Origin of the sequence: Idiomarina piscisalsi (genome assembly GCF_003987095.1) — a bacterium.
GTDB lineage: Bacteria > Pseudomonadota > Gammaproteobacteria > Enterobacterales > Alteromonadaceae > Idiomarina > Idiomarina piscisalsi.
Genome location: NZ_PIQA01000001.1, coordinates 342,352 through 360,598, shown reverse-complemented (window position 1 = coordinate 360,598; position 18,247 = coordinate 342,352). Strand labels below are relative to the sequence as shown.

Genomic DNA, 18,247 nt, shown 5'->3' with positions numbered 1-18,247 from the left:
GGTTATCGCTTCTTTTTCAAGAACACCAACTGAACTCGGTTTATAACAAACCAAACTAAGCCAACAATAATACCGCCAATGGCAATATTATAGCCCCATGATTGAGGTTGTGGTTGTTGCATAAATAAATAGGTAAATGCAGCTATTGCAATTATTAGCGCCAACATTGAACGCGATACAAGTTTATCGGACTTTTCTTGATTCAGGCGGCGTCGTTCACGCTGAATATCTTCTTTGCTCTGCCCCGCCAAAACAAATTGGCAATGTGGGCATTCACGAGCCTTTGATGAAATTCGTTTATTGCAAGATGGGCATTTCGTTAACGCCATAATTTTATAACCTACCTCTTATGCAGTCCTTGCAATATAAGGCTTTTGCGCTGAATTTCAAGCATAGTGAATAAGAAAATAAAAAAACGGCCAGCAAGAACTGGCCGTTTTAACTGACTTTAAAGAATTTATTTTTTCTTGTCAGCGTCACCAAAGTCTTTCCAATAAGACTTAATAGTCGACTTCATTTCTTTATGAAGCAATAACATACCCAGCAAGTTAGGTAGCGTCATCAGTACAATAGCAACTGCCGACGCTGTCCAAACCAGTGTGGTATCTGCGAAAGACGCCCAGAAGAAACCAGCAACATACAGGATACGGTATGGCATAACGCCCTTTTGCCCGACTAGATAGACAACCGCCCTGTCACCATAGTAAGACCAGGCAATAGCTGTCGAAAACGCGAACATCAGTAGCGTTAATGGAATAATATATTGTCCGTAATCGCCGAAGTAGCCGTTAGCGAAGGCTAATGAAGTCAACGCAGCCGAGTGCACCAATGACTTACCAACCACTTCGATGTCTTCTTTTATTAAGTTACCGTTCTTTATCTCAACGGTACCGTTATAGGCATCCTCGCCGGCAATAATAAAACGAACATCTTCAGCTACTGAACGGGCATGCAAAATAGTAATTTCACCACCTGTTTGCGCTTCACCATCAACCACTTCCAGCTTACCGGAGTAACGCTCAATTTCAGTGTCACTGAAGCCGTTCAAGTACTTATAAAGCTCTTCACGATCGTCAGTATCAACGTCATTGTACTGACCAACAATAAAGTCGAGGTCACTGCGGGCAAAGTTATTCTCATGCTTCTCCGTCCACACACCAGAAGAGAGAATAACCAAACCGGTTAAAGTACAAATTAAAATGGTGTCCAGGAAAGGCTCGAGAATCGATACCAAACCTTCCGCAACCGGGTCTTTCGCTTTCGCAGAGGCGTGAGCAATTGGCGCAGAACCCTGACCTGCTTCGTTCGAGAACAAGCCACGGTTAACCCCTCGGTTAAAGGCGTACGCAAAGCTTGCCCCTAAAAAGCCACCAGCAGCCGCTGAGCCAGTAAAGGCATCTCTGAAAATAGAGACGAATGACTCACCAATGTTATCAATATTGAAGAAGATAACGCTTAAAGAGCCGATAACATAAAGAATCCCCATGATAGGAACAATCTTTGAAGTTACCGCCGCAATACGTTTAATACCGCCAATGATAACCATCGCCAACAGTATCGACAAAATAGCCCCGGTCCAGACAGGATCGATCTGGAAGGTCTGCTCCATCGATTGAGCAATGTTATTAATTTGCGGCATATTGCCCGTACCGAAAGAGCTAACAATAGTGGCAACAGCAAAGATAACGGCTAACCATTTCATGTTAAGGCGGCGATCCATGTAATACATAGGACCACCTGCCATAGTGCCGTCTTCGGTTTTAACACGGTATTTATGCGATAAGGTCACCTCGACAAACTTGGTGGTCATACCCAAGAATGCCGTCATCCACATCCAGAAAATAGCGGCAGGACCACCTAAAAATATAGCCAGTGCAACCCCACCGATGTTACCGGTACCTACTGTACCGGACAGGGCTGTCGACAAAGCCTGGAAGTGACTGGTGTCGCCTTGCGAGTCTTTGCGGTCAAATTTACCGGCTAGAACGCGCCATGCGTGTCTGAAGTAACGAACTTGTGGGAAACCAAGATATAACGTGAAAAATAGACCCACACCCAGCAGAATGAATGGGAAATAGGCTGCAGAGCCTAAGAACCCATCAATCCATAGTAGAAAATTATTGAGCGCTTCCAAGGAAGACCCCCTCTTGTTGTTATTATTGTTAATTCACTCTAGTTTTAACGCAATTTTGGCGATACTGCCAATATTGCGGTTAATACGTCTTCACCTAAACGCTGCGAACGTGGCGCAGACCAGCCGAAATCCTCATCTGGTAAGTCAGCATTGTCTTTAAATGGCATTTCCAGCGTATACGAAAGACATTTAAACTTCTCGCCCACCGCTGAATTGGCAACTGTCATATTAGCCTGGCCCGGTTCATCAAGGTCATAACCATACTTGGTCTGGAACTCTGGTGTCGCCGTTAACAAGGCTGCTTTAAAGGTATCTTCCAAATCTTTGTGGCGGTCATCATAAGACGGAATGCCTTCACAACCGGCAACGAAGTTATATGGCAAGGCTTCATCACCATGCACATCTAAAAACATATCGACGCCGGTTTGCTCCATACGTTTTAAAACGTAGAAAACTTCCGGGCTTTTTTCCAAGCTAGGCTCCGCCCATTCGCGGTTCAGGTTAGTGCCTACCGCGTTGGTACGCAAATGCCCACGAACGCTGCCGTCTGGGTTCATATTAGGAACAACATAAAAGACGTTATTGTCGAGCAACTTACGAGCTACACCGTCTTCATCATCTAATAAGCGACCTAAAAAGCCTTCCATAAACCACTCAGCCATAGACTCGCCCGGATGCTGACGCGCAGTAACCCAAATGGTGTTTTTGTGCTCTGCCGGCTCGCCAATCACCAATAAGTTAAGCTCACGACCGTCAATGGTTTCGCCGAGTAATTCGTGATAACAGTCCACTGACTGTTGAGCTGACTGAATTAAGTCCTGATGGCGCTCGTAAGAGTACGGCACGAAATAGGCGTAATAGACACTTTCCTGCTCTGGTGTATGGCGAATGGTCAGCTCTTTACCATTGTATTCTGTCGGGACACGAAACCAAGTTTCGCGATCATAAGACGCTAATGCTTCATAACCGTCCCAACCATCTGGATAAGCTGAGCCCGATGCATTTTCAATGACCATGACGTGCTCAGTACCGGCTTCACCAAAAAGTTTAAAGTGAAACCACTGATAAAATTCGGACTGGTTGTCTTTATTTATTGCGAGTCGGATATTGTCGGCGCTGTCAGCGCTAATAACCTGAATGTTGCCACTATCAAAGTTAGCAGAAATACGCATAATTCACCCTTTATTAAGCAATACTGTTACAACAAAAAAGCGCCCGGCGGGCGCTCTTTTAACGTTATTTAGGCAGGTTCGGAACCTTAAGTCCCGCCATAGCTTCTGCTACACGAACAACCTGACAGCTATAACCAAATTCGTTGTCATACCAAACGTACAATACAGCACGATCTTCATCGACAATAGTCGCTTGCGAGTCAACAACACCTGCATGACGTGAACCGACCAAGTCAGAGGACACAATTTCAGTTGATGCAGTGTAGTCTATTTGGTTAACCAACTCAGAATGCAACGCGGTGTCACGCAAGAAGTCGTTTAATTCATCGCGAGAGGTCGTTTTTTCTAAGTTCAGGTTCATGATAGCCATTGACACGTTCGGCGTTGGAACACGAATTGCGTTACCAGTAAGCTTACCAGCCATTTCCGGTAATGCTTTAGCGACCGCTTTTGCTGCACCTGTTGAGGTAATAACCATGTTTAACGGAGCTGAGCGACCGCGGCGGTCTGCTTTGTGGTAATTATCAATCAGGTTTTGATCGTTGGTGTACGAGTGTACCGTTTCAACGTGGCCGTTACGAATACCGTATTTATCATTAACGGCTTTCAATACAGGCGTAATTGCGTTGGTTGTACAGCTTGCCGCTGAAACAATCGCATCACTGTCTTCAATATCGCTGTCATTAACACCAAATACGATGTTCTTGATATCCCCTTTTGAAGGGGCTGTCAGCAAGACTTTGTTGACACCTTTTGATTTTAAGTGCAGACCAAGGCCAGCTTCGTCTTTCCAAATACCGGTGTTGTCGATAACAATCGCATTGTTAATGCCGTACTGGGTGTAATCGACCTGGTCAGGGCCATCAGAGTAAATCACTTTGATGTTGGTACCGTTTGCTTTAATGCTTTGGTTCTCGTGGTCAACGGTAATAGAACCGTTAAACTGACCGTGGATAGAGTCACGGCGCAACAAACTTGCACGCTTTTCTAAGTCGCCATCACGTCCGCCGCGAACAACCACGGCTCTTAAACGCATTTTGTTATTGGCGCCATTACGCTCGATAAGTTGACGAGCCAGTAAACGACCAATACGGCCAAAGCCATAAAGCACAACATCACGCGGCTCAATATCGTCTTCTCTGTCAATAATGTCAGCCAGTTCACGTTTAACATAGTCTTTAATTGACAAGTCGTCAGCTTTACCGCCAAACAGATAACCATAAGCCAGCTTGCCTAAGTCAACACGCGCTGGAGACAGTTTCAACTCAGCCATAGCTTCCAAAAATGGAAAGCTCTCACGTAAACGAATTTTTTGACCTTCGTAACGGCGGATCAAACGGTGAGATTTAATGATATTAATGGTCGAAACGTTCAGCAGAGAACGTCCGTAAACAAGGATTTCAACACCAAAATTACGGTAAAGTTTGCCGAGAATCGGCTGCATTTGTTCTGCGTATTCCTGGCGTTCTTGCCAGCTTGCTAGAGTTGGATCTTGCTGGTTAGCATTCATATTGAGCCCTGTCCTCTGTACTTAATGTTCAGTGAGCGTGTTCAGTAAGCAAATAAAGTGCTACGCTTAAAAATCCGCAGTATTGTACTGAAAAGGTCGGCATGAAGCCAACTTTAAGAGAAAATCAGCTTTTAGTGATATCGTAAACGGGTGATTATGTTTAAAAAATACGCAGCTTTTATTGCCTTACTTCCCCTGGCGGGATGTTATGACAGCGCTCCGACAGTTAGGGAAATTTGTCAGGGTACTCCATCAATGTGCAGCGACTTAAATGATGACAACTGGTGTAATTCCGAACGCCGTCAACTTATATTCAGCCGTTACGATGTCAGTCAGAACAAAACACCCGAAACCCAATACTATTTGATGCAGGACCTGCAGGAATACAGCAAATGCATTGAGTTGGCGTCAACTATCGAGCATAAAAAGTTGAAGCAAAAGCAATCAAACCGTATTGAAGCTTATATTAACTCGCAGAAAAATATAAAAGCGCTGGCAAAAGAAACCGAAAGTTCTGAGCACCCTCTTTGGCTTTACTGGCATTGGTCTAATCAAGGAGATACGGACGCACTTGATAAGCTGTTGGCCATGGAAGGCTCTAAGCGTATGCAGACACCCGAGCTGCAACTCGCTCTGGCTACCTACTACACCAAGCAAGACTCAGAAAAGACATTCAAGCTGCTTTACAACGCCCTACGCTTATATAAAGAAGGTGATCGCATTAACCCCGAAATACCTTCGACGTTAGTATCTATGTACCTTAAAGAAGGCAAAGCTGAAAAAGCCTATGTCTGGTCGCAGGTTGCCTGGCAACTTGGTCAGGACAACCTTGACAAAAACAGCATGAAAAATATCGTCACCGCATCAGAAGACGAATACGATGACTGGGACGACCAGGCAGAGGAAATTGTGGATCAAATAAAGGACGGTACATTTAAAGGTCGTTACTCTTCTTCATAACTCATTGCTACTGAGTTGATGCAGTACCGCTGTCCGGTTTCCGTAGGACCATCATTAAAAAGGTGTCCGAGGTGACCATCGCAGCGGCTGCATAGCACCTCAACTCTTACCATTCCATGACTAGTGTCTTTTTCATAATAAACAGCGCCATCAATCGCTGAATCAAAACTTGGCCAGCCACAATGTGAATCAAACTGAGTGTCCCCTTCAAATATCGGCTGTCCGCACCCTGCACAGCGATAAACACCTTGTTTATCTGCAACTAGATACTGGCCGGTGAAAGGCCTTTCTGTACCTTTTTCCCTTAGAACATGGTAGGCATCATCTGACAGCTTTTCACGCCATTCACTTTCCGATAATTTTTTCCATTCATTATTTGCCATAGATCACTCCGTCGCTTTTAAATGAATACAGACTTTATTGTCATACTACTGATATAAAGCCTATGTTAAACTTAATGTTACTAATAATTGTATTGCTGGAGTAAAGCATGCTTCGACGCACCAAAATTGTTACTACCCTCGGCCCTGCCACAGACTCAAAAGACACCCTACGAGCCCTCATTGAAGCGGGTGCCAACGTAGTTCGTCTCAACTTCTCTCACGGTAGCGCCAACGACCATATTGAAAGAGCCTCTATGGTGCGCGACATAGCTAAAGAATTAAATGCGCATGTAGCCATACTCGGCGATTTACAAGGCCCCAAAATCCGTATCGCTCGCTTTAAAAATAGCTACGTTGAACTGAGTGTTGGCGATCAGTTTACGCTGGATGCGGAAATGGCGAAAGACGCCGGTGACGAACACGCTGTTGGGCTTGATTATAAGCAGCTACCACAAGATGTTGAGCCTGACGACATTCTTTTGCTCGACGACGGCCGGCTGCAATTAAAAGTAACTGATATTGACGGCACTAAGGTACATACAGTTGTCACTATTGGTGGCACGCTATCAAACAATAAAGGTATTAACCGACAAGGTGGCGGCCTCTCTGCCGCTGCACTAACGGAAAAAGATCACGAAGACATAAAAACCGCCGCTAAAATTGGTGTTGATTACTTAGCTGTATCTTTCCCTCGTAGTGGTGATGATATCAACCAGGCCCGACATTTGCTGCGTGATGCCGGCGGCCAGGGTCTACTTTGTGCCAAAATAGAACGTGCTGAAGCCGTCGCCAGCGAACATGCTCTGGACGACATTATTCGAGCGTCCGATGCTGTTATGGTTGCCCGCGGTGACTTAGGTGTAGAAATTGGCGATGCTCAGCTTGTTGGTAAACAAAAGTTGATAATCTCTCGCGCTCGTCAGTTAAACCGCGTCGTTATTACTGCAACGCAAATGATGGAGTCGATGATTGAGAACCCCATGCCAACTCGAGCGGAGGTTATGGACGTCGCCAACGCCGTGCTCGATGGCACTGATGCGGTGATGTTGTCAGCGGAAACCGCTGCCGGTAAGCACCCTATAGCCACTGTAAAGGCCATGGCTGATATTTGCCTAGGCGCAGAAACGCACCCGTCAGCGAAGCTCGATCATAAAGATCTGGAAGAGGTTTTTTCCAGCATTACTGAAGCAACAGCTATGTCCGCAATGTATGCAGCTACGCATTTAAGTGGCGTTGCCGCTATTGTCGCACTCACCGAGTCTGGCTTTACGGCTAAGCTCATGTCGCGGATTACTTCACACTTGCCTATATTCTCATTGTCTCGTCATGCTGAAAGTCGCAACAAGTCAGCTATGTACCGTGGTGTGTACCCTATTGATTTTGACTCAACAAAAACCAGCAACCCTATTTTAGAAGCCATAGACGTGCTGAAAACCAAAGGCCACTTGAAAACCGGTGATTTGGTTATTCTGACACACGGCGATGTAATGGAAACGGTTGGTTCAAGCAACACCTGTAAAATTATCGAAGTCCGTTAATCGTTAAAGTCTTCCATAATACTATCAAGAAGGTCGATGTATTCGTCGGCCTTCTCTACTGCCGCTTTTCGTTGGTTGCCAGACAAGCTCAAATACATATTCCATAAAAATGTATTTCTTGCCTCACTGCTTTGCTCTATCTTTTCCTGAAGTGCTTCAGAGCGCAGTTGTTTGGGGTCTTGAATCAGAGCTGTCAGTTTATTAATGTCGGTTGGCTCGGTAAGAAGTACCGTTTCAAATTCAGTGAGCCATTTTGCCCGGTAGTTTAACCAGTCTTCCTGCAGAGAAGGCTTTTTCGAAACCCAGCCGCGAAGTAATTTATCTTGTTGCTCAGTGAGCTCTCCAATAATGTCTTCCAGGTCACTTTCAACCTCGTTAACCTGCTCAAGCTGTCGCAAAATGGGGTTTTCAGACTGTTTCTCTTCAAATTTTTCGAAACGCTCTTGTTGTTTCTCTTCTATTCTTTCAAACAGTTGCTGCTTTTGTTTAACCGACAAGTCGTTAATTAACGCCGTTTCTTTGGACACTCTGTTCAACACGTTCTGCCAAAAGTCCAGTAAAGTCCTTTCAAAAGCGACAATATCGGCTTTCTCAAGCGTTTGGTTATGCACCTTTTCACGCAAGTTAAAGAGCGCTTCGCGATACTCGGGTATTTGAGTGCGGGCATGCCATAAATGAAGCTCATCCACTTTTTTTGCAAGCGTCGCTTCTTGTTGGTCATTAAGGTCAACGTACTCTTTTACCCGCCATTCAACTAGCGTATCTGCAAACTGGTAGCCGATATTCGCTGTGCAGCCCGACAGCACCAGTAGAGTTAGTAAAGCGAAGCCCAGAACGCGCATAGTGGTAGCCTATTACTGACCTAAAATCAGCTGTTTAATTTTGTCTTTATAACTGCGACTGACTTTCAGCTGCTGTCCATTTTTTAGCTGTAAATGGTATTCACCATTTTGCTGATTACACAGTTTCTCGACCTGATTAACATTGACAATAGCAGAGCGATGTACACGCTGAAATAGCTGAGGGCTTAATTCCTTCTCAAGCTCTTTCATGGTACGACGCAAAATATAGGTGTCATCGTTAGCGTGGATGCACATATAGTCGCCCGCTGCATCAATCCATTTAATATCCTTAATAGCCACCCGTGTAATTTCACCGCTGTCTTTAATCGCAATATGCTCGGGGTACTGGTTCGTCGCTATATCACCACCTTCCGACAAGGTTTTCAGCAGTTCTTCCGCATTCTGCCCTGTCACTTCAGCAACCAAACCCACCAACTTTTCATGTTGCTCGGTATCGAAACTGCTGTTTTCAGCAATAACTCGTTCGACACACTCTTTCAGTCGGTCGTCATCGACAGGCTTCAGCAAATAGTCTAACGCCCTTACCTCAAAGGCTTTTATCGCATATTCATCATAAGCGGTAACGAAGACAACGGTCGGCAATTCGCCCCCCTGCTCTTTAACGGCTTTTAAGACCTCGAAGCCATTCAGTCCGGGCATTTGTATATCCAGAAACACTAAATCCGGCTTTTCTTCGACGATAACATCGACAGCCGTGCGACTGTTTGGGCACTCCTGCATAAGCTGAAGCTCTTCAAAAGCTTCCAGACGCACTGACAAGCCCTTTCGTGCTAAAGGTTCGTCATCAACAACGAGCGTTTTTAAGCGCTGACTCATACTTTCTCCAGTGTTTCAAAAGGTATAACAATGGTGACACAAAGACCTGAGCCTTCGTTCTTACTCATGTTAAATATAAAGTGCTTACCGTACAGTGACTGTAAACGTTGCTGCGTGTTATTAAGACCAACGCCTTCTTTCCTGAACAGTTTATTAGGGTCAGATTCCAGTTGGGGACCGTTATCACAGATGGTTATTTCTAAATCATCGTTTACTTTTTTCGATTGAATACTTATTTTCCCCACCCCTTCGACCTGCGCAATGGCGTACTTAATCGAGTTTTCAATAAGCGGCTGGCAGATTAAACTGGGAACCAGTGCCTGCTTAGTTTCTTCCTCAAGGTTTATAGTCACTTCTAGTTGCTCATCAAAGCGAACCTTTTCAATGTCCAAATACAACAACGACGCATCAATTTCTTTTTCCAGCGGCACTTTTTTTATCGAATCGTTATCAAGCGAAAACCTTAAGAATCGACTCAACTTATTAACCATCTTATTGGCTTTGTCGGAGTCTTTTATCAAAATAAGTGTTGATATCGCGTTCAACGTATTAAACAGAAAGTGCGGGTTGAGCTGGTAACGCAGCATTTTTAATTGCGCCTGGTGCGCCATAGATGAAGCCAACAGTGCTTTCTGCTTTTCTTCCTGCAGCATTTGGTAGTATTTAATACCAAAATACAGCCCGCTCCAGCTTAAAATAATATAAAACTTCGCCAGGCTGTTTTTTAAATAAAAGAATGGGCTGTCAGGTCTGAATCCAAATTTATAAATTTCCCAGTAAGTCGCGTTATCAATAATGGCCCAAAGCACCGAAATAACATAAGACGCAACGATAGCAATAAGCACCATAAGCGGTGGTGCCATTTCCCATATCCGCCGGTAGAAATAACGCAGAGGAATCGTGAGAAGGAAACCAGCATAGGCTCCAAGAATAATAATAAGCGTGTAAATATCACGCATTTCATGCATGAGTGAGCCGATGTAGTTCACTAACGCGTAGCCAATCCAACCGCCGGCTTGTAACAGCCAGAAGAATCGGTTCCTATTTTCCATCAGCATTTGCCACTGATTCAACAAATGCTTCATGCGCTTCCTGACGCCTCCAGTTTAGACAACTCTTCAATATCCACTAAGCTTCCGGAGAACAACGCATTCACTTCGTCTTTCTGGTTGCCTAAAAACTGTAAACCTAATTCATAGTGGTCGTTTCGTTTAACCTGACGAACAATGGCTTTTAACGTCACTTTACGGTTATTTTTTTGCTCTATGACTAGGTCGACTTTACTGCCGTTTTCCCATAGCACCTTGTCGTTCTCTTCCGGCAGTTCGTGCTTAACGCGGCATCCCGTTTCAGAAACGTCTAACACATGACCTTTCAAAGAAATATTATCGCCTTCAGTCGACTGTCCCTCTACAACCATTGCTAAAAACGCATCAAACCGGCGACCTTTTCGAATAACACGATACTCAACCTCGTTAGGCCAACGAATAAACAGCATCTTCGTTGGGTGTGAAACGATGTAATTGATGTCACTTCGAAAGGCACAAATTTCCCCATTACCCGCTTCTAACACAAACCGTACTACGACGGGAATCGCTTCCTCGATATAGTCCCTTAAGTCACTGTATTTTCTTGCATCCGGCATATTAAGAATAAGCCAGCGATCTTTTAAGGCGCCGATAAACTCGGTAAAAAACCGTGCGGGCACGTTTGAATTAGTCAGTTGTACTTCAATTCTTTGTCCGGGAACGAGTTCAGTGATTTTTTTGGTGCTCATACGGGTCTCGCGCTAGCTGTCGGTATGCTACTATGATCGCTAGATGTCAGTCAGTGTCAAGCAAAGGAGACGCTCTTGATCGCTTACGATATAACACCTATCGATTTACATGGTCACCTGTTCGAAGTCATTATTACTATAAACGATCCCGAGCCAGAGCAGGAGCTGTGGTTACCTAACTGGATTCCGGGCAGTTATTTAATCCGGGACTTCTCCAAACACATTATCGGTTTGTACGCTGAGTCAAATGGAAAGCCTATATCGATCAAACAGATAACTAAAAACCGTTGGCAACTCAAAGGTATTACTAATGAAGTCACGGTGAAATATCAGGTGTACGCCTGGGACCTTTCTGTACGCTCAGCATACCTGGACCAACTGCAAGGCTTTTTCAACAATACCAGTTTGTGCCTTGCTGTTGCAGGTAGAGAAGATGAAAACTGCCAATTGTCGTTGCATCCGCCTGTTGGCATGCTGGATTGGAAAGTCGCAACCGGTATGCCGCGTGTATCCGGGCAGCCCCATTCATGGGGAACTTTCGAAGCAGGAAACTACGACGCACTTATCGACTATCCGTTTTTAATGGGCGATCTAGTCATAGAAGAATTCATAGCTCACGGCATAAAGCACGCCTTAGTACTCAGCGGCCGCCATTTCGCGGATACTTCACGCATTTGTGCTGACTTAGCACGTATTTGTGAAACTCAAATATCTCTGTTCGATGAAGCACCGTTTGAGTCTTACACCTTTCTGACCATGGTCGTTGGTGAAGGTTTTGGCGGGCTCGAACACCGTAACTCAACCGCCCTTCTGTGCAGTCGTAAAAGTCTAATTGGCGAGCATGACCATGGTATTAATGAAGACTACCAAACCTTCTTGAGCCTTTGTTGCCATGAGTATTTCCACAGTTGGAATGTGAAAACATTAAAACCCAAAGCGTTTATTCCTTATCAGCTGGACAAAGAAAGCTATACCGAACAGCTGTGGTTTTATGAGGGAATGACGTCTTACTTTGATGACTACCTCTTACATGCCAGCGGTATCGTCAGTGCTGAGCAATACTTAAAAGTTCTGTCAGAAACCTTAGCTCGGGTCGAGCGTGGCGCGGGCCAGTACCAACAAAGCGTGACGGAGTCTAGTTACCTGGCCTGGACGAAGTTTTATCAGCAAAATGAGAATGCACCAAACAGTATTGTCAGCTACTACTCAAAAGGGGCGCTCATTGCACTTAGCCTGGATTTAATGCTGCGCTTACAAAGCAGCCATTCGTTGACGCTGGCGCACGTGATGAAAAAACTTTGGCATGAGTTCGGCAAAACGGGGTTAGGCACCGCCGATGATACTGTTTTGAATGTACTAGACAGCTACTCAGGCATTGATATTGCTGACTTTTTGAAAGAACAGCTCTACGCTAAAGAGAGTCTGCCACTGGAGAGCTTATTGAATCAGTTTGGGCTAGAAATTACACGCTCAGTACCCGCGGATGACAACTCACTGAAAGCTGCCGATGACCCTGCTCCGGTCAATTTAGGCGCGAAATATAAAGCCTCGTCTTCCGGGTTGGAGCTATTAAGTGTTTATCATGATGAAACGGCTTACAACGCTGGTCTGTCAGCATCAGACCGTATTATCGCGATTGATCACTTGCAAGTGACGGATGCAAACGTGAAGTCTGTTTTGTCACGTTATCGTCCTGGTCAGAAAGTTACCGTGCATGCATTTCGACGTGACGAGCTATTAACCTTAGATTTAATTTGGGAGGAGCCAACCCCGGCATGCTGGCAGCTCACGATTAAAGACGCTGCCAAATTGAATGGTTGGCTCACTTTAGATAATTAGTCTTCATAAAGTTGGGGAAGCAATGCCGGATCTAACCGGGTGTTTCCCCAGTTAACCCGCCAATCTAAATGAGGGCCAGTTGCTCGTCCGGTGGCCCCCACCTCACCAATAACCTGACCTTGTTTTACCGTATCACCGGCTTCCACGTGCAACTTGCTCAGGTGCAGATAGGTGGTGTTTACCTTATAACCATGCTCAATAATGATAGTGCCACCCGAGTAAAATAAGTCAGGCTCCGCCAGAACCACTTTCCCGGTCCAGGGAGCTTTTACAGGCGTTCCTGTTGGTGCAGCAATATCTTCTCCATAATGAGGGTTACGGGGCTCGCCATTAAAGATTCTCTGACTGCCGTAAACTCCACTAATACGACCTTCAGCAGGTTTCGCCACAGGCGTCAGAAAGTGCTTATTTTTAGACGCTTTTTGCCTTGCCAACCACACTTTTTCAGCTTCTTTTCGAGCTCGTTTAACCTGCTCCGGGTCTGGTGTCACTGTCTTTTGAGGAACGCCATCGACACGGTCAATATCGTATTCCCGTTCACTCAGTGTAATGGTTTTAGTGCGGGTTTCTCCGTTAGCCGATACGGTAAGTTCATGTTCAAGTTCTGCTTTGCGACCGAACCCAAAAACAAAGTAACCATTGTCGGTCACTTCCACCGCTTCACCATTTAACGTCACTTCAGCACCAGCGACCGTTTTACCTAAATGCAAAGCACCCTGTGTAAAAGGCCCTTTAACTTCAAGAGGTACAGAGCTGTTGGCAAGCAGAGGGGCCGATACAATCAGACCAATCAACACGCCCATAAAACGAGACTTACGCATAAGCAATAGCTCCTTTACCAACGCCTTCGTAGGCTCTGACTTCCACTGACTTGCCTGCGAACTCCTGACCTATTGTCGAGGCCAGATACTGCGCAATGCATTCAACCGTAGAGTCACTTTCAATAACGTAGTTTTCGCTACGCGGCATAACCAATTCAAACAGTCCCTGAATTGAGGTGTAGCTGTAACCAATGTGAGTATTTTCGTCTACGACCTTTGCAGCCTTCGATAGCGTCATTTCATTAAAAGTCGCGATATCTTCTTCGGTGCCAATATAAATGTCTTCCCATTTATCGCACCAACTTTTCTCAAGCGCTGGTTGGCGAATACCGTCAATAAATATCTGTAGCTTTGAACGATGCCCGTGGGCAATACGCTGACAGTTGCCATCGTGCTTTTTTAAACCGTGAGTGTAGTGATAATAAAAACCGTCAATTTGCTCAGGACGTAAGGTGAGTTTCAAGCCTTCAACATTCACCGGAAGCTCTTGCTTAATCACTGCTTTGACGTAATCAGTAACCGTCTCAATACTGACTACCTCGGCATCGATAAAGGCAAAAGAGTCTGACGGACAAAACAGGTGTATTGAACGGGAGTTGTCACGCTCAAAGTCAACCCAGTAAGAGCTGTCGTCTTTATTATGGGTGACTTTCGTGTAGGGATGGTCTCCAGGAACCAACAGCTTGTGATCGACCGAGTCATCAATAATGGCTTTCACTTGCTTTTTGACCTTACCAAAATCAAGCACCATGGACTGTTCGTTCAGGTTACCGTCAAGAACAATATCGACAATCCAACTTTCCCCCACAATGCCGCGCTGCGGGCAAAGATAAGAGCAATCAATAACGGTAAGATCGTTCACAAATAACTGCATATAAAAAGTGACTCTTTGCTGTTCTCTAAAATTTTACTCAGTATAACCCGAAAGCCCGGCTCAGATAAGCTCGATAAGTAAAAACCATTCCCAAAGTAACTTAGCAGACAGTAATATAAGCGCCAGCCCCATGGCTCTGTCTACCCAATGGCTGTAACGCCAAACCCGTTTAAAAATAGCGGGCTGAGTTAGTAGCCAGGTTAAAAACAAAAACCAGGCGCCGGTTGCTATAACCAAATAGACCCCATAACCAAACTTAACTGAAAAAGGAGTTTCAGGTGCGATAATAGTCGTAAATAACGTCAGAAAAAATAAAGTAGCCTTAACGTTCAAACCGTTAGTGATGAAGCCGACAATAAAGGCTTTGCGCTTTTTCGGCTTTATGGCCTCAAATTCGTCGCTGGACATTGTCGTTCGGGGTTTTGCTTTTATCGCTTGAGTACCAATAAATCCCAGATACAACGCCCCTACCACCAGCAAGGTCTGATACAACCAGGGAGTTTGGTGAATAATGAGTGCCACACCGACCAGCGAGTACGCAACGTGAATAATAATGCCGGCAGCGATACCCAGCGCTACCCAATAACCCGCTTTTCTGCCAAAGCTCAAGGCGTAGCGCGACACAACCGCAAAATCGGGGCCCGGACTTGCGACAGCAAACAAATGAATTAACGCAATAGTTAAAAACTCACTCCAGTACGACAACGTATTCCTTCCTTGTTTTCCAGTAACTTACCTGCGAGAATCAAAGTTACATTTTGTTAATTACAAATACCAAATAATTAATATGAAAAAAGCAAAGTTTCCTTCACTTAATGCACTTCGAGTCTTTGATGTTGCGGCCAGAAGCGGTTCTTTTAAGCAGGCTGCACAACAACTTGGAGTGACTCAGTCGGCCGTTACCCGTCAAATTCAAGCGCTTGAAGAGCAGCTCGATATGCGACTTTTTCAGCGCGATAACCGAGTTCATTCTTTAACACCAGTGGCGCTTGAACTGGCTCCACAAATTGAGCAAATATTTGATCAGTTAGAGCGTGCTATAGAACGTACCCGAAGTTTGAATGATAACACAACAACTCAGCTGACCGTTGCTATAAGCTCTGAACGTTTCCGCTTTTGGTTAGCCGATAAGCTCGAGGACTTTCATGCCATTTACCCGCATATACAATTAAACTTTACACGCTGTGCTGACTACTTTGCCGGTGAACATGCCGCTGACATGGTCTCTGCCGTACAACATCAAAGCTGGGATATTGCTATTGGTTATGGTCAGATAAACGACAAACACTTGCAAAGTCAGCGTTTATCGAAAAATGACCTTGTCCCGGTATCGGCTATTTCAACCAATGACACGCCATTCCGCCAAAGCTGGATAACTAACCCAGATAATCCGGAACATACCAAATTGGTCGAAGCAAACCAGTCCAAACTCAAAAGCCAGCGTATTATACATTGCGATGACTTTTACATGTCGCTGGACTTAGCTCAAACAGAAAAAGCCGTGACCTTAGTCGATAGCAGCCTGTTAAACGCTCAACTATCTCATTTAACGCCTTTTCGAGAGTATGCACAGCCAATTAAGTCGCCACTCTCGGTATTTTACAAAAAACGGAAGCGTCAGTCAGTTGCCCTTGTCGCTTTTATTAAATGGTTACAATTAATTAACCAATAACTCGTTTACATACATTCGTGAATGTATGTAAAATAAAGGCACTTTTAATCAACCATTAAGAGAGCGACATGTTAAGACGTCTTTCGCTTTTAAGTGCCGTATTATTATCAAGTAGTTTGACGCCAGCTTCTGCACTGGCTAATGAAGTCAGCTTTACGGCTTCGTATTCAACCGACCAATTCCGTGGTGCTCGTGTGGCCTATCGCTTTACCGACATTCCTATAGAAATGCCAGGCTTTTTGGGTTCGCCTAAGCTTTATGTGGATATGGGGTTAAACCATTGGCAGGACTCGAATGATACATCAGACAACATTACCGCTTTTACTATAAGCCCTGTTGCTTCCTGGCATATAGCCGGCTCAGAGCGGCCGCTTTATTTAGAAGCGGGCATTGGCGGCAGTTATTTCGATAAGACCAGCCTCGGTAACAGAAAGCTCTCAACCAAGTTTCAGTTTGAAGATCGTATCTCGTTGTCCTGGCAGTTCAGCAAAAACTCTGACGCTCGCATTGACTTTGGCTATACTCATTATTCTAATGCAGACATTAAGCGCCCTAACGACGGCCTCGATTTTTATTGGCTTAGTTGGGTTCATCCTTTTTAACTAACAAAGGTTATTATGAGCAGCCATACTTCTTCACGAGACAGAGTTTATCAAGTATCCAGTAATAGAGAGAGCGCCTCTCATAAACTCCGTTATGTTGAAGGCTCTGCGCCGGCTTCCGGCGAGTGCCGGCTGTGCGTCGGCTCGCTGGCACAAGCGGGTAAAAACGATGTACCTGTGACAGTACAAACCGCGTCCTCAGAAGATATTCCCCGGCTCGCCTTTTTTGAAAAGCAGCTTTATGACAATGACGCCTACTCCAGCTTGTTCTTTTACCAAGCGCTACGACAATGGCCTAGTGGCTTTCTAACCATAAAAAGTGACGAGAAAGTTGCCGGTTACAGCCTTATCGTGCCGCTCGATGGCAGCCGGGCAACCTTAATGTCTTTGCTTATTGGTAAAAGCTTCCAAGGTCAGGGACTTGGCCGCATATTGTTGGAGCAGGCTATCAAGTCAGCGGCTGAAAGCAGTTGGAAAACACTTGAGCTCAGTGTGGCTCCGAACAATGCCGCTGCCATCAAATTATATAAACAAGCGGGCTTTTCAGTTATCGAAACCATTCAGGATTACTTAGGTCCGGGTGAAGATCGCCTAATTATGAGTCGTGCACTCTAACCGGATTTGGTGAGCTATGGCATCACTCGACTTATTTGCTGGCGAGAACCATGAGGTTACGCAGTTTAGTGAGCAAGCCTACCTACTCCATGGCTATGTCGCATCTCAGGCAGACACCATTTTAAGCCACCTCAGGGACGTTATTAAACAGTCACCACTAAGACAGTTTGTGACGCCCGGGGGCGGTAAAATGTCAGTACGCACCAGCAGCTGTGGCGACTTTGGCTGGATAACCGACAAAAAGGGCTATCGCTACACAGACACAGACCCAATAACTGAGAAGCCCTGGCCGCCTATGCCCGAAACGCTAGAAACTCTTGCTGAACAGGCAGCGGCAAAGTGTGGGTTTGAATCGTTTTCTCCCAATGCCTGCTTAATTAACGTTTACCATCCCGGCGCTGCTATGGGACTTCATCAGGACAAAGACGAGTCCGACTTTTCACAGCCTATTGTATCTTTCTCGTTTGGCTTACCCGTTACTTTTCTCTGGGGAGGCCTCAAACGAGGTGGCAGTCCACAAAAAGTGACGTTGCAACATGGTGACGTACTTGTCTGGGGCGGCCCCGATCGTCTTCGTTACCACGGCGTAAAAAAACTCGCTAACGGCCAGCATCCACTCACCGGCAATGTCCGCGTGAACTTAACCTTCAGAGTAAGGTAAGGGTCGGTAA

General features: G+C 45.3%; 19 protein-coding genes. 7 read left to right on the top strand and 12 right to left on the bottom strand.

Translation table 11 applies throughout. The features are described 5' to 3' along the window. Positions 1-2: 2 nt before the first annotated feature. The 4 genes from CWI73_RS01850 to CWI73_RS01835 form a co-directional block, all read right to left on the bottom strand. The gene (locus tag CWI73_RS01850) at positions 3-329 is read right to left on the bottom strand and encodes a hypothetical protein (protein ID WP_126751289.1); all 327 of its coding nucleotides are present in this window, start codon (positions 327-329) and stop codon (positions 3-5) included. Between the two features lie 128 nt (positions 330-457). Beyond that, positions 458-2,134, bottom strand: a complete 1,677-nt coding sequence (locus CWI73_RS01845; RefSeq protein ID WP_126751288.1) for an alanine/glycine:cation symporter family protein — start codon at positions 2,132-2,134, stop codon at positions 458-460. Between the two features lie 44 nt (positions 2,135-2,178). Beyond that, the gene (locus CWI73_RS01840; RefSeq protein WP_126751287.1) at positions 2,179-3,306 is read right to left on the bottom strand and encodes a M14 family metallopeptidase; all 1,128 of its coding nucleotides are present in this window, start codon (positions 3,304-3,306) and stop codon (positions 2,179-2,181) included. A 64-nt stretch (positions 3,307-3,370) separates the two neighbouring features. Beyond that, complete coding sequence (locus tag CWI73_RS01835; RefSeq protein WP_126751286.1) at positions 3,371-4,816, bottom strand: glyceraldehyde-3-phosphate dehydrogenase; 1,446 nt, start codon at positions 4,814-4,816, stop codon at positions 3,371-3,373. A gap of 156 nt (positions 4,817-4,972) precedes the next feature. Between CWI73_RS01835 and CWI73_RS01830 the strand changes: the two genes are divergently transcribed. After that, positions 4,973-5,776 (top strand): DUF2989 domain-containing protein, encoded by an 804-nt coding sequence (locus CWI73_RS01830; protein ID WP_126751285.1) that lies wholly within the window; start codon positions 4,973-4,975, stop codon positions 5,774-5,776. Here the strand turns inward: CWI73_RS01830 and msrB are convergent. Further along, positions 5,761-6,159, bottom strand: a complete 399-nt coding sequence (msrB, locus tag CWI73_RS01825; protein ID WP_126751284.1) for a peptide-methionine (R)-S-oxide reductase MsrB — start codon at positions 6,157-6,159, stop codon at positions 5,761-5,763. The genes CWI73_RS01830 and msrB overlap by 16 nt on opposite strands. Before the next feature lie 107 nt (positions 6,160-6,266). Between msrB and pyk the strand changes: the two genes are divergently transcribed. Then, entirely contained in the window at positions 6,267-7,697 is a 1,431-nt protein-coding gene (gene pyk / locus CWI73_RS01820; protein WP_126751283.1) for a pyruvate kinase, read from the top strand. On the opposite strand, the gene CWI73_RS01815 is transcribed toward pyk, so the two are convergent. From CWI73_RS01815 to CWI73_RS01800, 4 genes are read right to left on the bottom strand one after another with little or no spacing between them, the layout of a single operon-like run. Continuing rightward, on the bottom strand, positions 7,694-8,539 hold the full coding sequence (locus CWI73_RS01815) for a DUF6279 family lipoprotein (protein WP_126751282.1): 846 nt from the start codon (positions 8,537-8,539) through the stop codon (positions 7,694-7,696). The genes pyk and CWI73_RS01815 overlap by 4 nt on opposite strands. A 12-nt stretch (positions 8,540-8,551) precedes the next feature. Beyond that, complete coding sequence (locus tag CWI73_RS01810; RefSeq protein WP_126751281.1) at positions 8,552-9,376, bottom strand: LytR/AlgR family response regulator transcription factor; 825 nt, start codon at positions 9,374-9,376, stop codon at positions 8,552-8,554. Beyond that, entirely contained in the window at positions 9,373-10,461 is a 1,089-nt protein-coding gene (locus CWI73_RS01805; RefSeq protein ID WP_126751280.1) for a sensor histidine kinase, read from the bottom strand. Before CWI73_RS01805 ends, CWI73_RS01810 begins: the two co-directional genes overlap by 4 nt. Beyond that, positions 10,458-11,153: a flagellar brake domain-containing protein gene (locus CWI73_RS01800; protein WP_126751279.1), complete on the bottom strand. Its 696-nt coding sequence runs from the start codon at positions 11,151-11,153 to the stop codon at positions 10,458-10,460. Before CWI73_RS01800 ends, CWI73_RS01805 begins: the two co-directional genes overlap by 4 nt. A 75-nt stretch (positions 11,154-11,228) precedes the next feature. Between CWI73_RS01800 and CWI73_RS01795 the strand changes: the two genes are divergently transcribed. Beyond that, complete coding sequence (locus CWI73_RS01795) at positions 11,229-12,992, top strand: M61 family metallopeptidase (RefSeq protein ID WP_126751278.1); 1,764 nt, start codon at positions 11,229-11,231, stop codon at positions 12,990-12,992. Here CWI73_RS01795 and CWI73_RS01790 read toward each other — a convergent pair. The 3 genes from CWI73_RS01790 to CWI73_RS01780 are packed head-to-tail and all read right to left on the bottom strand — an operon-like array spanning position 12,989 to position 15,392. Then, the gene (locus tag CWI73_RS01790) at positions 12,989-13,813 is read right to left on the bottom strand and encodes a M23 family metallopeptidase (protein ID WP_126751277.1); all 825 of its coding nucleotides are present in this window, start codon (positions 13,811-13,813) and stop codon (positions 12,989-12,991) included. The genes CWI73_RS01795 and CWI73_RS01790 overlap by 4 nt on opposite strands. Beyond that, positions 13,806-14,687, bottom strand: coding sequence for a 6-carboxytetrahydropterin synthase (locus CWI73_RS01785; RefSeq protein ID WP_126751276.1), 882 nt, complete (start codon positions 14,685-14,687; stop codon positions 13,806-13,808). The genes CWI73_RS01790 and CWI73_RS01785 overlap by 8 nt, the downstream gene beginning before the upstream one ends. A gap of 60 nt (positions 14,688-14,747) precedes the next feature. Then, positions 14,748-15,392 (bottom strand): LysE family translocator, encoded by a 645-nt coding sequence (locus tag CWI73_RS01780; RefSeq protein ID WP_126751275.1) that lies wholly within the window; start codon positions 15,390-15,392, stop codon positions 14,748-14,750. Positions 15,393-15,474: 82 nt separating this feature from the next. Between CWI73_RS01780 and CWI73_RS01775 the strand changes: the two genes are divergently transcribed. The 4 genes from CWI73_RS01775 (at position 15,475) to alkB (ending at position 18,237) form a co-directional block, all read left to right on the top strand. Continuing rightward, positions 15,475-16,359 carry a LysR family transcriptional regulator gene (locus CWI73_RS01775; protein ID WP_241968804.1) on the top strand — a complete coding sequence of 295 codons (885 nt, stop codon included), beginning with the start codon at positions 15,475-15,477 and terminating at the stop codon, positions 16,357-16,359. Between the two features lie 68 nt (positions 16,360-16,427). Continuing rightward, complete coding sequence (locus CWI73_RS01770) at positions 16,428-16,961, top strand: acyloxyacyl hydrolase (RefSeq protein ID WP_126751273.1); 534 nt, start codon at positions 16,428-16,430, stop codon at positions 16,959-16,961. Between the two features lie 15 nt (positions 16,962-16,976). Further along, positions 16,977-17,576 carry a GNAT family N-acetyltransferase gene (locus CWI73_RS01765; protein ID WP_126751272.1) on the top strand — a complete coding sequence of 200 codons (600 nt, stop codon included), beginning with the start codon at positions 16,977-16,979 and terminating at the stop codon, positions 17,574-17,576. Between the two features lie 16 nt (positions 17,577-17,592). Beyond that, positions 17,593-18,237 (top strand): DNA oxidative demethylase AlkB, encoded by a 645-nt coding sequence (gene alkB, locus CWI73_RS01760; RefSeq protein ID WP_126751271.1) that lies wholly within the window; start codon positions 17,593-17,595, stop codon positions 18,235-18,237. The last annotated feature ends 10 nt before the right edge of the window (positions 18,238-18,247 follow it).

Excerpts from the sequence above, each read along its gene's own strand:
- CWI73_RS01830 (WP_126751285.1), top strand. The coding sequence starts at position 4,973 with ATGTTTAAAAAATACGCAGCTTTTATTGCCTTACTTCCCCTGGCGGGA.
- CWI73_RS01805 (WP_126751280.1), bottom strand. The coding sequence starts at position 10,461 with ATGAAGCATTTGTTGAATCAGTGGCAAATGCTGATGGAAAATAGGAAC.
- CWI73_RS01850 (WP_126751289.1), bottom strand. The coding sequence starts at position 329 with ATGGCGTTAACGAAATGCCCATCTTGCAATAAACGAATTTCATCAAAG.
- CWI73_RS01785 (WP_126751276.1), bottom strand. The coding sequence starts at position 14,687 with ATGCAGTTATTTGTGAACGATCTTACCGTTATTGATTGCTCTTATCTT.
- pyk (WP_126751283.1), top strand. The coding sequence starts at position 6,267 with ATGCTTCGACGCACCAAAATTGTTACTACCCTCGGCCCTGCCACAGAC.
- CWI73_RS01835 (WP_126751286.1), bottom strand. The coding sequence starts at position 4,816 with ATGAATGCTAACCAGCAAGATCCAACTCTAGCAAGCTGGCAAGAACGC.
- CWI73_RS01815 (WP_126751282.1), bottom strand. The coding sequence starts at position 8,539 with ATGCGCGTTCTGGGCTTCGCTTTACTAACTCTACTGGTGCTGTCGGGC.
- CWI73_RS01790 (WP_126751277.1), bottom strand. The coding sequence starts at position 13,813 with ATGCGTAAGTCTCGTTTTATGGGCGTGTTGATTGGTCTGATTGTATCG.
- CWI73_RS01840 (WP_126751287.1), bottom strand. The coding sequence starts at position 3,306 with ATGCGTATTTCTGCTAACTTTGATAGTGGCAACATTCAGGTTATTAGC.
- msrB (WP_126751284.1), bottom strand. The coding sequence starts at position 6,159 with ATGGCAAATAATGAATGGAAAAAATTATCGGAAAGTGAATGGCGTGAA.
- CWI73_RS01810 (WP_126751281.1), bottom strand. The coding sequence starts at position 9,376 with ATGAGTCAGCGCTTAAAAACGCTCGTTGTTGATGACGAACCTTTAGCA.
- CWI73_RS01800 (WP_126751279.1), bottom strand. The coding sequence starts at position 11,153 with ATGAGCACCAAAAAAATCACTGAACTCGTTCCCGGACAAAGAATTGAA.
- CWI73_RS01770 (WP_126751273.1), top strand. The coding sequence starts at position 16,428 with ATGTTAAGACGTCTTTCGCTTTTAAGTGCCGTATTATTATCAAGTAGT.
- CWI73_RS01765 (WP_126751272.1), top strand. The coding sequence starts at position 16,977 with ATGAGCAGCCATACTTCTTCACGAGACAGAGTTTATCAAGTATCCAGT.
- alkB (WP_126751271.1), top strand. The coding sequence starts at position 17,593 with ATGGCATCACTCGACTTATTTGCTGGCGAGAACCATGAGGTTACGCAG.
- CWI73_RS01775 (WP_241968804.1), top strand. The coding sequence starts at position 15,475 with ATGAAAAAAGCAAAGTTTCCTTCACTTAATGCACTTCGAGTCTTTGAT.